Genomic DNA, 12,433 nt, shown 5'->3' on the forward strand with positions numbered 1-12,433 from the left:
TAGAAATTCATTAGATATGACACAGAGCTGTCTACCGAATGACTACTATAAAGAGTGCACTTCAGATTAGCAGATCCAAGAAGCGGCTCAGCTTACTTCAACTATCGCGTGCATGCTGCTGTCGCCGTTCCATTATCTATCGTTTGGTTTATTTCAATGTAATGCCAAATTCCGAGCCCGGTGTACCAGCAAAGACGATTGTGCCATTCTTAGGCAGCGTCACTTCGTTTTTGCCGCTGACAACTGTAAAGTTAACTGGTAGGCCTTGCTCGTTATAGACCACGAATCCACCCTTCGCCGGTAGCGCAACAGTCATCGTCTTGCCCACGGCTACATCCGGAACTGTATACCATCTAGCGTGCCCGTTCGCTTGCAGCGTGGCAGTTGAGCTTTTTCCTGCATAGAGGGGATTAACGTTCGCACCGCTGATATACAATTTGCCGGCTTCCTCCATGTATTCGACTCCGTCTTGCCTGAAGAATATAGATTCCGCCAGATCCCGACCGCCTAGCATGCCCGGAATATTAAGCTCGCTTTCGGCCGTGTTTGGACCTGTAATTTTTTTGTCCCCCAGATAACCCGGCAGTTCATCAGTAAGGGCTATTTGTATCGTCGGTTTCATCAAGAAATACAGAATGGAGGTATATTTCTCGTTTACTTGATAGAACGTAATGCCTTTTCGCTTCTCCCAAGTCTCAGCAGTCTCCTTAGAGAGCTTGTTCTCTTCCAATTTTTCTGCTGCATAGTGCGACAGTACAAACTGTCCCAGACCTGGCATTGTCATATATTCTCTCACCCAGATGTATGTGCGGCCATTCTTCTCGGTTACAAAACTGACCTTGGAAGTTCCATTCTCATTGATGAAGCTTCCATCCGATGTGTACACATACTTTTCTTTCGAATGATCAATGAGAGTCATTAACGGCAAAGTCAATTCACCGTCCTTCTTGATCTCAACCTTCACTTGCTGATTTCTAGTACCATAATAACCAGTCTGATTCGCCACCTCAGCAGGCATTCCCGCCTTTACCGGCTTGCCGAAGGATTTCTCCGGTTTTATCGTTTTAATTGCCCCCTTCTCCTTCAGCGCTTGCAGCAGCAAGTCGTTCGCCAGCATCTCATTAGTCATGCTAGAACCGCCAGAAGTCAACACTGCTGCTGCCATCTTCAGTTCTGGAAGCACGACGAGGGAAGCATGATACAGCATCGTATCGCCGCCTTTAGCTAATCCCTTCAATCCATATTCATTGAATGGGAACAGCTTCACGCTGTCCCAGCCAAGTCCGTAGTTGAAACTATTGTCTGTATCTTCTGGCCATAAACCTTTCTTGTATTCCTCATTTGCCATCGCCTGCACCGCTTTATCAGATAGGATACCCTTCGTCTCACCTGTAAAGAGTTGCGAGAATCGCACCAAATCTTCCGCCGTGGAGTATATCCCCCCTGTACCAATCATATTCACAGTTTCATTAGGAAGCTGACCTGGGTAGAAAGGGAAATAGAGCCCCGCCAACTTGTCTTGTTCCAGTACGTCCTGCGATGTCTTCGTATGGCTCAACTTCAATGGTTCCGTAAAATTGTTATGTATAAATGCTGTAAAGCTCATGCCGCTAACTCTCTCTACCAGAATCTCAGCCAATGTGAAGCCATCGTTACAGTAAACAGAAAACGCGCCTGGGTTCGCTTTTAAGCTTTGTGTTGATAATTGTTTCAACAGCGTATCATGCGAGTAAGTGTCATTATCCTCGAACAGGAAGGCGTTGCCCATGCTGGTGCCTTGCAGGCCGGAGGAATGGTTTAGCAGCATGCGCGGAGTAATCTGCTTGTACCGTTCATCCTTCATTGTGAAGTCGGTGATATAGTTAATCAAGGGCGCATCGAGGTCAATCTTTCCCTCGTCTGCCAGCTTCATGACGGCTGCGGCCGTGAACACTTTGCTCGTTGAGCCGATGCCATACATCGTATCCTTGGTCAACGGCTCCTTCCCTTCTCTATCGTTGATGCCAGCCTGGCCGGACACCGTAATCTTGCCGTTGTCAATCAGTGCATATTGTACACTGACTGTCCCCATTTTAGTGAGAAGAGCAGCTTTCTCCGCCGCGATCTGTTCTAGTCTCTGAGTGACTGCTGCGACATTACTATTGCCTGTTGGGGACGCCATTACTGCTGACGGCACAATCATCGACAGCGCAAGGGTTAGTGCAAGTATCCTAGGGAATCTTTTTTTCATTACAAATTCCTCCTTATTGCGAATCTGTAGTTAGTACGATTTTCCTTTTTGATTCGTTCATTACAAAAGTAAAAACAGAGAAACAATAAAGCCCCTTTTTGATCCTCAGATCAAAAAAGGGGCCAATGAATGCCCGTATTCCACGGGCCAGCTTCGACGTATTCCAGTACAAGTTACATTCAACTTATATCCAACTTATATTCAACTCATATAACTCATTTTCAATTCAGCTCAGCCCTAACCTAGATTCACTCTATTGAGCAGTGACCATCCATTTAGCTGGGCGTGGAAATGAGGGCAAAAAAAAGAGAGCTGCGATCCGGCCACAGCTCACGGAGGATGAGGAAACTACCTACAATTAACCAACCTACTGAAAATCAAAAGAACCAAGAAGAAGGATATTTCACTTGATGTGACGGTCCAAGAAGCAGCCTTCCCGAACGTTCACTTGATGAGGTTAATTGATAACCTTCATTTGAGAATGATTATCAATATTAACTGTCTTTATTATAATCAGACCCCATACATGCGTCAAGCAATAAAATGATATTTTCCAAAATTTATTTTCCGATGAATGACGGGCTATGTGAAAAATGGTTTTGAACTCTGCTACATATTCGGTTTACAATATCCATACATCGGATCATACAACAAGGGGTTGAACGATAATATGACACAACCGATGATTTGGATCGTCGGCGCCGGCTGCGGCATCGGACTTGGCATTGCCAAGTCATTTGGACAACGTGGTTACCTTCCTGTTCTCATTACGCGAGAATCGGATACGCTAGAGCAAATGAAAGACATCCTGCATGATATGAATATTGAAGCGACAGGGGCTGTCGCACTTACTAGCGACGAAACTGCTATTCGTCAAACACTGTCAGCACTTGAAACAGAGTACGGCACGCCTGAGGCCGTCGTATACAACGCCTCTGCCCATGCACCTGGACTTCCCTCTGAAGTACAGCCTTCTGATATGATCGAAGACTTCAAGGTAAACGTAGTAGGAGCGTTGACGACTGCCCAATGTATTCTTCCGGGCATGAAAACGCGCGGTACAGGTTCATACCTGCTGACGGGTGGTGGACAAGCACTGCAGCCGACAGCATCACTGGTATCTCTCGGTGTCGGGAAATCTGGTCTGCGCAGCCTTGCCCTCAGCCTACATGATGAGTTCAAGCAATACGGTCTCTATGCTGGCACATTGACCGTCTGCGGCTTCGTCCAGCCAAATACCTCCTTTGACCCACAATTGGTCGGAGAAGCCTTCTACAGCATGCATACGAAGCGCTCTGAGGCTGAGGTTATGTTGAAGCCATAATCAAGTTCATATGAATGATGAAAAAATAATCCTTATGAAAAAAGAGCTGTTCCAAAACCTGAGGGGTTCTGGAACAGCTCTTCTTCGATTTATATCATGATTACCATTCTTTTTGCGAGACTTTAATCCGCGTCACGGCACGTTGGAGCGACAATTCCGCACGACGGAAGTCCAGGGAATCCTGCTTGCTCCGTGCAGCCATCGCCAGACGTTGCTCCGCCCGGGCTTTCGCTGCCTTGGCACGTTCCACATCGATGTCTTCCGGCATTTCTGCGCTTTCTGCAAGCACAACGACTTTGTCCTTACGTACTTCAACAAATCCGCCATGAACCGCAATCCAATGCTCCTTGCCGCCTTCTTTGATCTTCATTGGACCAATGCGAAGCGGCGTAACCATCGGAATATGGTTCGCCAAAATACCGAGATCTCCTTCGACGCCCTTGACGCTAATCATGTCCACCTGCTGTTCGAACACTTTGTGCTCCGGTGTAACGATTTCCAACAAAAAGGTGCTCAACTGCGGTTTCCTCCTTCCGTTCTGTCCATGCCTTAGCAATAGACAGCCCGTTTCACGTCAAGCCGCTTACAGCGTCTTTGCTTTTTCCACAGCATCTTCAATCGTACCAACGAAATAGAAAGCTGCTTCTGGAAGGTCATCGTGCTTGCCGTCCAAAATTTCCTTGAAGCTGCGTACCGTTTCTTTAATAGGCACGTATTTGCCCTTGATGCCCGTAAACTGTTCTGCCACATGGAGTGCTTGCGATAAAAAGCGCTGAATTTTGCGCGCACGAGCAACCGTCAGCTTGTCTTCTTCGGATAACTCATCCATACCAAGAATTGCAATAATATCTTGCAGTTCTTTATAGCGCTGCAAAATACGTTTAACGCCTTGTGCAACTTGGTAGTGCTCTTCGCCGACAATTTCAGGTGTCAAAATCCGGGATGAAGATGCAAGCGGATCAACCGCAGGGAAGATACCCATCTCGGAAATTTTACGCTCCAAGTTCGTCGTTGCATCCAAGTGAGCAAACGTCGTAGCTGGAGCCGGGTCTGTGTAGTCATCCGCAGGAACGTAGATCGCCTGGATGGATGTAACAGAACCTTTTTTCGTTGAAGTAATACGTTCTTGCAATTGACCCATTTCCGTAGCCAATGTAGGTTGGTAACCTACCGCGGAAGGCATGCGGCCAAGCAAGGCGGATACTTCGGAACCCGCTTGTGTAAAGCGGAAGATGTTATCGATGAACAAGAGAACGTCCTTGCCTTCTTCATCACGGAAATGTTCAGCCATTGTCAGACCCGTCAAGGCAACGCGCAAACGTGCTCCTGGCGGCTCATTCATCTGACCGAATACCATCGCCGTTTTGCTGATAACGCCGGAATCCTTCATTTCATGGTACAAGTCGTTACCTTCGCGCGTACGCTCGCCGACACCCGCAAATACGGAAATACCGCCGTGCTCCTGCGCGATGTTGTTGATCAGCTCCTGGATCGTTACCGTCTTACCTACGCCGGCACCGCCGAACAGACCGATCTTACCGCCCTTCACATAAGGAGCCAACAAGTCGATTACTTTGATCCCTGTTTCGAGAATTTCCGCTTGCGTGGAAAGCTCGTCAAACTTAGGAGCTTCTTTATGAATCGGGCTAACTGTTTCTTTCACAACCTCGCCCGCATTATCAATTGCTTCTCCAAGCACGTTGAATACACGACCCAACGTCACTTCGCCTACCGGTACTGTAATTGGAGCGCCAAGATCTGACGCTTCCATGCCGCGAATCAAGCCGTCTGTAGAAGACATCGCAACGCAGCGAACTACGTTGTCACCCAAGTGAACCGATGCCTCCAACGTCAAGTTGATGTCAGGCGCGCCGGCAGTTGTCGACTTCTGCTCAATCTTGATCGCGTTCAAAATTTCAGGCAGTTGTCCACGTTCGAACTCAATGTCGACAACCGGACCCATTACGCTAATCACGCGTCCTTTACTCATCTCGTTCCCTCCTACTGTCAAACATGCATTTCCGATTAAGCCTGAGCGTTTGCCCCTGCTACAATTTCCGAAATTTCCTGCGTAATCGCCGCTTGGCGTGCACGGTTGTACACGAGCGTCAGCGAGTTGATCATCTTCGTTGCGTTCTTCGTCGCACTGCCCATCGCGGTCATCTGCGCGCCGAACTCACTTGCCTTCGCATCGAGGAGCGCACTATAAATAAGTGTCTCCGCATACTTCGGCAGCAACTGCCCGAGCACTTCTTCAGCAGAAGGCTCATATTCATACGATGTTACTGGACCGTTAAACGCTTCATCATCAAGCGGCAAGAGTTTTTTCTCTACCGGCACCTGTGTGATTGCGTTCACGAATTCGTTATAGAACAGAATCAGTTCATCATACTTGTGCTCTTCGAAATATTTCACGGCGTTGTATGCGATAGACTTAATATCTGCAAATGTAGGCGTGTCCGGCAACTCCGTAACAGCCTCCACGATATTAAATCCTCTTCTGCGGAAGTAATCACGACCCTTGCGTCCGATGACGAATAATACGATATCATCCTTCGTCAGCTTGTTTTCCTGCATCGTCACCATGACCTTACGAAGCACGTTGGCATTGTAGCCGCCCTTCAAGCCACCGTCGGATGTGATAACGAGATATCCCGTCTTCTTCACAGGACGCTTCTCTAGCATCGGGTGGGAAATCCCTTGCGTACCAGCCGCAATGCTGGAGACGACCTCCTTCAGCTTATCCGCATAAGGACGAGCTGCCTCAGCCTTCGATTGTGCGCGGCGCAGCTTCGCCGCACCAACCATCTCCATCGCCTTCGTGATCTGCTTCGTGCTCTGCACGCTCTTGATCTGGCGCTTAATCTCGAGAATTCCTTTAGCCACTTCCATCTCACCTGCCTTTAGCGCTTTGCGCAGGGCAAAGCGGACTTCTTCGAATGCGCACCGGGAGCCCTGAGGCTTCCCAGTTGCAGTCAACTTCTATCTATTACACGGACACGGCGAAGCTCTTTTTGAATTTCGTTACCGCTTCAACCAGTGCGTCTTCGTTTTCTTTTACCAAGTCTTTCGTATCGCTGATCGATTGGTAGATGCTATCTTGGTTACTTGCCAAGTAAGCATGGAATTCATTCTCGAAGCGTTGAATATCTGCAACTGGAATTTCATCCAGGTGCCCTCTCGTCGCTATATACAAGCTGACAACTTGCTTCTCTACTGGAAGCGGCTGGTTGACACCTTGCTTCAGAATTTCCATCAAGCGCTCACCACGGTTCAAGCGGGCAAGCGTTGACTTATCCAAATCGGATCCGAATTGGGAGAAGGCTTGCAATTCACGATATTGTGCCAAGTCGAGACGAAGTGTACCTGCTACCTTCTTCATCGCCTTGATCTGTGCGGAACCACCAACACGGGATACGGAAATACCTACGTTAATCGCTGGACGTTGACCGGAATAGAACAGGTCAGCTTCCAAGAAAATTTGTCCATCGGTAATCGAGATTACGTTCGTCGGAATGTAAGCCGATACGTCAGATGCTTGTGTTTCGATAAATGGCAATGCAGTCAAAGAACCGCCGCCATTCTCGTCGCTCAGCTTCGCAGCGCGCTCCAGCAAGCGGGAGTGCAAGTAGAATACGTCACCAGGATATGCCTCACGGCCTGGAGGACGGCGAAGGAGCAAGGACAATTCGCGGTAAGCCGCAGCTTGCTTCGACAAGTCATCATAGATTACGAGCACGTGCTCGCCTTTGTACATGAAGTACTCGCCCATGGAGACGCCTGCATATGGAGCCAAGAACAGAAGCGGTGCTGGCTCGGATGCCGATGCTGTAACCACGATTGTGTACTCCAATGCGCCATGACGACGAAGTGTTTCTACAACTTGTGCAACTGTAGATTGCTTTTGGCCGATTGCGACGTAAATACATTTCACGCCGTTGCCTTTTTGGTTAATGATCGTATCGATTGCGATCGTTGTCTTACCTGTTTGACGGTCACCGATGATCAGCTCACGCTGACCGCGGCCGATTGGAACCATGGAGTCAATCGCTTTAATACCCGTTTGCATCGGCTCATGTACCGATTTACGGTCGATAACGCCTGGTGCATTGGATTCGACTGGACGGAATTCCGTCGTAGCGATTGGGCCTTTGCCGTCTACTGGCTGGCCGAGCGGATTGACAACGCGTCCAAGCAGCGCTTCACCGACTGGAACTTCCATGATGCGGCCTGTACGCTTTACTTGGTCACCTTCGCGAATGTCTTTGTAAGGTCCAAGAATTACGATACCAACGTTATTCTCCTCCAAGTTGAGGGCCATACCCATAACGCCGTTAGAGAATTCGAGCAACTCGCCGGACATACATTGCTCTAGTCCGTGTACACGGGCAATACCGTCACCAACATTAATGACTGTACCAACTTCCGCCACTTCGATCTCCGATTTATATTGTTCGATTTGACTTTTAATCAGTGTACTGATTTCATCAGGTCTGATGCTCAACTCGCTTCACCCCATTCTTCCGTGCTAAATAGTAAATGAGTGTTCAAAAACGGACTTCTTGAACAGTCTCGATAAGAACTAACGTGCTTGCGATTTCAATGATCTATTTAGGCGTTCCAACTTGCCGGACAAGCTGCCGTCATACAGGTGATCCCGAATGCGGACTTGCAAGCCTCCGATTACGGCTGCGTCAACAACGTTATGAACGCGAATCGTCTTGCCTAGTTTCTGACCGAATTCAGCAGCGACAGCTTCCTTCTCCGATTCATCAAGCGGATAAGCGGATGTCACTGTTGCATCCAGGATGCCGAGTGCTTCGCCAGCAATGCGAACATAGCTGTCCGCGATCTCGCGCAGTGCATCAATGCGCCCACGTTCGATAAGCAGCTGAACCATGTTCAACACGATATCAGATACGTGACCGTCCAGTACTTTGCTAAGTACTGCTGACTTCTCGGCATGACCAATATTCGGCGACGTCAGAATAAGGTACAATTCATGATTGGCTTTCACCAATTCCGCAGTATCTTTCAACTGCTGTTCCGTTTCTGAGACCAGTTGACGCTCCTGAGCAAGTTCGAACAACGCTTTGGCATAACGCTTGGCGATTACGATGTTCTGGCTCATTGTTTGCCTCCTACCTCTTTCAGGTATTGGCCGACCAATTGCTCTTGATCTTTCTCGTCAACTTGCTTCTCCAAGATCTTCGATGCGATTGCCACGGACATGTTGCCCACTTCTTCGCGAAGAGCGGCAACTGCCTTGTTCTTCTCGCTCTCGATATCGCGAGCTGCTTCTTCCTTCAGACGAACAGCCTCGCTCTTCGCGCCGCCGATAATCTCGTCTGCTTGACGAACGCTCGTTTGTTTCGCTTGTTCGATGATGTCATACGCATCTTTGCGCGCTGTAGCAAGAGCTTCCTTCTGTTCTTCTACGTATACTTGTGCCTGTGAACGGCTATTCGCCGCTTCATCCAATTGCTGCTGCACGAGCTCGCGGCGTTTCTCCATCACGTCGAACAATGGTCCGAACGCGTACTTTTGAAGTAAGAAATATAGGATTAAGAAAGCAAGGATCGCCCACACGAAATTTTCCCAAACAAAACTCACTACAGTCACTCCTTTCCGTTAACATGACGTGCTAACAAAACGAAGGCGCGGATGGCATCGGCCTTCCCCGCCAAACCGTTTGTCTATTCATTAAGAGAACATTGCCAAGAACGCGATAACTGTAGCGGCGAGCGGAATAACCTCGACGATACCAACACCGATAAACATTGTCGTTTGCAACATGTTACGAGCTTCTGGTTGACGAGCAATCGACTCAACTGTGCGGCTAACGATCATACCGTTACCAAGACCTGCGCCCAAAGCGCCCAAACCTACTGCAATTGCTGCTGCGATCAAATTCATTAGAAAAGTCCTCCTCAAAATTCATGTATTATTGAATTGCTTTGTTTATATGTCTCACCCGAAGTTGCCCATACGAGTATGGGTCTCGGCAGAGTTTGTTAATGTTCTTCATGTACAGATGCCTGCGCGATGTATACCATTGTCAACATCGTGAAGATGAAGGCTTGGAGCGCGCCGATAAATATACTGAAGCCTTGCCATGCCGCGAGGAACGGTAGACCGAATACCCCTGCTCCAATGAGCGTGGATATCAGTACCTCACCCGCGAAGATGTTCGCGTACAACCGGATACCAAGCGCAATTGGCTTCGCCAAGTTCTCCACGATATTCAATGGAAGGAAGATTGGGAATGGCTCGATATAGTGCTTCAAGTAGTGCTTCCGATTGTTCTTGAGGCCTAGGAAGTTCACGATAATGAAGACCAAGAACGCCAGACCGAATGTTACGGATACGTCAGCCGTTGGCGACTTATACCACAACAAGTGGACGTGTTCAGGTTTACCCTTAGCTGCAAGCTCATCGAATGCCGCCTGACTAGTTGCTACAATCTCGTGACCGAAGATAGACACCGGATGGTGCGCTTCGGTAATCACTGCGAACGGCAATCCTAGTACGTTAGATACGAAAATAAACAAGATAAGCGTCATCCCTAATGAGATGAATGCCTTCCCCTTCTTCAGTGGCATCGCACTACCGATAATGCCGTGCACGAATTCGACAACCCACTCCAAGAAGTTCTGCATCTTGGAAGGCTTTTCAACCGAAAGATTGCGAACAGCGAGCCGGGCAATAATAAAGGTAATGATTCCGCTAAGAAGTAGCGTGAAGATGATGGACAAATCCAGGTGCAGTCCCATAACCTCGATAATCGGTGCTGAGTGCATAAATGTGTTCACCCCTTTCCAATAGACTGCTTACGCTTTCTTTTTGCTTGCCCAAATTATACTAACGAAAATCGACAATAACTGAGTAATGAAAAATCCGACAATTGTCGCCACAAGGGATATGTGCTGTTCGAACTTAATGGCGAACATGACTGCCAAGAGTACGATGCACATCCGAGTTACAAATCCAAAGCTGTACCGCCTCTTCTCTAGACTAGCAGCCATCTCTGCAATCTGTCTAACTTTGATAGACAAATAGTGAGCATAGGCCAGCCCTGCCGCAGTTCCCAGTGTCAGCCCAGCCGTATACGTCCGATATTCCGGTGCTACAGCCCAACCGAGGATGAACGCAGACAATAAGAGAAGCGTTACTCTCGTAACGGCACGAACCATGGAAGCCATATCATTCATTTTGTTCCCCCATGAACTTCTTTACTAAGTAGATGATATTGACGATGCCAAGGCATAGCCCGACGATACTCCCTACTCCAAGCCAGAGCTTGGACCCATTAGACGCATTCGCGATCCACTTCCCCGCGTAAAAGCCTAAGAGTATGTACAAGGCAAGCAAGACACCCGCTCCACTAATAGAGAGGGCGACCAGCCATGGGCGATCGTTACGATTCGACATTTTCATAGCCTATAATTCCCATTCATTTTACTTAAGATTACGAGTCTTTGTCAATTGATAAAAACCGCGTAACAACAAGGATGAAAACGATATACATTCGCTTTCAAGCTTTGAAAATCCGCGTAAACCGTACAGTATCACTGTATGCTGGTGCCTTCCCTCATAGAAGAGTGTCATCTATCAATTTGTGAACTTTGTGTGAAATGGCTCCGGACGCTCTTCTTGAACCCCAAAACTGTGAAGAATCGCACTGACGATCCTTTGGGACGCTTTGCCATCCCCATAAGGGTTTGCAGCCTTGCTCATACGTGCATATGTCGCTTCGTCCGACAACAGCGCCTTCGCACGCGCATACACTTTCTCTTCATCCGTGCCGACCAACTCCAGTGTTCCTGCATCAATGCCTTCCGGTCGTTCGGTAGTTTCGCGGAGGACAAGCACAGGAATGCCAAATGACGGTGCTTCCTCCTGAAGACCGCCTGAATCGGTAAGGATGAGGTGCGTGTGCGGATAGAAGTTGTGGAGGTCAACCACATCAAGCGGTTCTATCAGCTTAATGCGCGGGTGATCTCCCAGCATCTCATGAGCCGGTTCACGTACAGCCGGACTTGGATGTACCGGATATACGATAGCGATGTCTTCAAATTCGTCTGCAATACGGCGAACAGCACGGAAAATGTTGCGATGCGGCTCACCTTGTGATTCGCGGCGATGTGCAGTCATCAATACTAGACGTTTGCCTTGCGCCCAATCGAGCACCTCATGCTTGTAGTCAGATCGTACTGTATATTGAAACACATCTGTAACCGTGTTGCCTGTGACAAATATCGATGCATCTTGCTTATTTTCTTTACGCAAATTGCTTGCCGACCAATCGGTAGGCGCAAAGTGCAAATCAGCCAAAACGCCTGTCAATTGGCGATTCATTTCTTCCGGGAACGGAGAAAGCTTATTCCATGTACGAAGTCCCGCTTCAACGTGCCCTACCTTAATCTGCTGCATGAATGCCGCGTAGCTGGCGAGGAACGTCGTCAATGTGTCACCATGTACAAGCACAATATCTGGCTTCGCTTCACGCAATACAGGCTCCAATCCTTGAAGGACACGCACGGAAATATCATTCAGCGTCTGACGCGCCTGCATAATGTCCAGATCATAGTCTGGCTTAATATTGAACACATCGAGCACCTGGTCCAACATCTGACGATGTTGGGCCGTGACGCATACGATGGATTCGATGTGTTCCGGATGCTTCTGTAATTCCAGAATAAGCGGCGCCATCTTAATTGCTTCTGGACGAACACCGAATACCGTCATTACTTTCACTTTGGACATAGTCTTATCCTCCGTCTTTCTTCTTGCATAATAGTCAATACATTATTGGCTCTAAAATCATTTTTTTGACCTCAAAAAGATCGCTTTTCAGCACCGAGAAGGTTGCAAGAACT

At 48.3% G+C, this 12,433-nt stretch carries 13 protein-coding genes; 1 reads left to right on the forward strand and 12 read right to left on the reverse strand.

What is annotated here, in order from left to right; genetic code table 11:
* Positions 1 to 148: 148 nt before the first annotated feature.
* Complete coding sequence (locus BBG47_RS08855) at positions 149 to 2,230, reverse strand: serine hydrolase domain-containing protein (RefSeq protein ID WP_065291435.1); 2,082 nt, start codon at positions 2,228 to 2,230, stop codon at positions 149 to 151.
* A 670-nt stretch (positions 2,231 to 2,900) separates the two neighbouring features.
* Between BBG47_RS08855 and BBG47_RS08860 the strand changes: the two genes are divergently transcribed.
* On the forward strand, positions 2,901 to 3,554 hold the full coding sequence (locus BBG47_RS08860; RefSeq protein ID WP_065291436.1) for an SDR family NAD(P)-dependent oxidoreductase: 654 nt from the start codon (positions 2,901 to 2,903) through the stop codon (positions 3,552 to 3,554).
* Positions 3,555 to 3,654: 100 nt separating this feature from the next.
* Here the strand turns inward: BBG47_RS08860 and BBG47_RS08865 are convergent, their stop codons facing one another.
* From BBG47_RS08865 to wecB, 11 genes are all read right to left on the reverse strand, one after another.
* Positions 3,655 to 4,071, reverse strand: a complete 417-nt coding sequence (locus BBG47_RS08865) for a F0F1 ATP synthase subunit epsilon (RefSeq protein WP_005544821.1) — start codon at positions 4,069 to 4,071, stop codon at positions 3,655 to 3,657.
* A 66-nt stretch (positions 4,072 to 4,137) separates the two neighbouring features.
* Positions 4,138 to 5,544, reverse strand: a complete 1,407-nt coding sequence (gene atpD / locus BBG47_RS08870; protein ID WP_065291437.1) for a F0F1 ATP synthase subunit beta — start codon at positions 5,542 to 5,544, stop codon at positions 4,138 to 4,140.
* A 35-nt stretch (positions 5,545 to 5,579) separates the two neighbouring features.
* Positions 5,580 to 6,440, reverse strand: a complete 861-nt coding sequence (atpG, locus tag BBG47_RS08875; RefSeq protein ID WP_028533393.1) for an ATP synthase F1 subunit gamma — start codon at positions 6,438 to 6,440, stop codon at positions 5,580 to 5,582.
* Between the two features lie 103 nt (positions 6,441 to 6,543).
* Entirely contained in the window at positions 6,544 to 8,058 is a 1,515-nt protein-coding gene (gene atpA / locus BBG47_RS08880; RefSeq protein WP_021257175.1) for a F0F1 ATP synthase subunit alpha, read from the reverse strand.
* A gap of 78 nt (positions 8,059 to 8,136) precedes the next feature.
* Positions 8,137 to 8,685, reverse strand: a complete 549-nt coding sequence (locus BBG47_RS08885; RefSeq protein ID WP_065291438.1) for a F0F1 ATP synthase subunit delta — start codon at positions 8,683 to 8,685, stop codon at positions 8,137 to 8,139.
* The gene (atpF, locus tag BBG47_RS08890) at positions 8,682 to 9,167 is read right to left on the reverse strand and encodes a F0F1 ATP synthase subunit B (RefSeq protein WP_005544831.1); all 486 of its coding nucleotides are present in this window, start codon (positions 9,165 to 9,167) and stop codon (positions 8,682 to 8,684) included. Before atpF ends, BBG47_RS08885 begins: the two co-directional genes overlap by 4 nt.
* 90 nt (positions 9,168 to 9,257) lie before the next feature.
* Positions 9,258 to 9,470: a F0F1 ATP synthase subunit C gene (gene atpE / locus BBG47_RS08895; protein ID WP_021257177.1), complete on the reverse strand. Its 213-nt coding sequence runs from the start codon at positions 9,468 to 9,470 to the stop codon at positions 9,258 to 9,260.
* A 98-nt stretch (positions 9,471 to 9,568) separates the two neighbouring features.
* Entirely contained in the window at positions 9,569 to 10,354 is a 786-nt protein-coding gene (gene atpB, locus BBG47_RS08900) for a F0F1 ATP synthase subunit A (RefSeq protein WP_065291439.1), read from the reverse strand.
* Positions 10,355 to 10,384: 30 nt separating this feature from the next.
* Positions 10,385 to 10,765, reverse strand: a complete 381-nt coding sequence (locus BBG47_RS08905) for an ATP synthase subunit I (RefSeq protein ID WP_065291440.1) — start codon at positions 10,763 to 10,765, stop codon at positions 10,385 to 10,387.
* Positions 10,758 to 10,991, reverse strand: coding sequence for an AtpZ/AtpI family protein (locus BBG47_RS08910; RefSeq protein WP_044353145.1), 234 nt, complete (start codon positions 10,989 to 10,991; stop codon positions 10,758 to 10,760). Before BBG47_RS08910 ends, BBG47_RS08905 begins: the two co-directional genes overlap by 8 nt.
* 174 nt (positions 10,992 to 11,165) lie before the next feature.
* Entirely contained in the window at positions 11,166 to 12,320 is a 1,155-nt protein-coding gene (gene wecB, locus BBG47_RS08915) for a non-hydrolyzing UDP-N-acetylglucosamine 2-epimerase (RefSeq protein ID WP_065291441.1), read from the reverse strand.
* Positions 12,321 to 12,433 lie beyond the last annotated feature (113 nt).

Source organism: Paenibacillus sp. KS1, assembly GCF_001680695.1.
Lineage (GTDB): Bacteria > Bacillota > Bacilli > Paenibacillales > Paenibacillaceae > Paenibacillus_B > Paenibacillus_B suaedae.

Excerpts from the sequence above, each read along its gene's own strand:
- BBG47_RS08855 (WP_065291435.1), bottom strand. The coding sequence starts at position 2,230 with ATGAAAAAAAGATTCCCTAGGATACTTGCACTAACCCTTGCGCTGTCG.
- BBG47_RS08860 (WP_065291436.1), top strand. The coding sequence starts at position 2,901 with ATGACACAACCGATGATTTGGATCGTCGGCGCCGGCTGCGGCATCGGA.
- atpD (WP_065291437.1), bottom strand. The coding sequence starts at position 5,544 with ATGAGTAAAGGACGCGTGATTAGCGTAATGGGTCCGGTTGTCGACATT.
- BBG47_RS08885 (WP_065291438.1), bottom strand. The coding sequence starts at position 8,685 with ATGAGCCAGAACATCGTAATCGCCAAGCGTTATGCCAAAGCGTTGTTC.
- atpE (WP_021257177.1), bottom strand. The coding sequence starts at position 9,470 with ATGAATTTGATCGCAGCAGCAATTGCAGTAGGTTTGGGCGCTTTGGGC.
- atpB (WP_065291439.1), bottom strand. The coding sequence starts at position 10,354 with ATGCACTCAGCACCGATTATCGAGGTTATGGGACTGCACCTGGATTTG.
- BBG47_RS08905 (WP_065291440.1), bottom strand. The coding sequence starts at position 10,765 with ATGAATGATATGGCTTCCATGGTTCGTGCCGTTACGAGAGTAACGCTT.
- BBG47_RS08910 (WP_044353145.1), bottom strand. The coding sequence starts at position 10,991 with ATGAAAATGTCGAATCGTAACGATCGCCCATGGCTGGTCGCCCTCTCT.
- wecB (WP_065291441.1), bottom strand. The coding sequence starts at position 12,320 with ATGTCCAAAGTGAAAGTAATGACGGTATTCGGTGTTCGTCCAGAAGCA.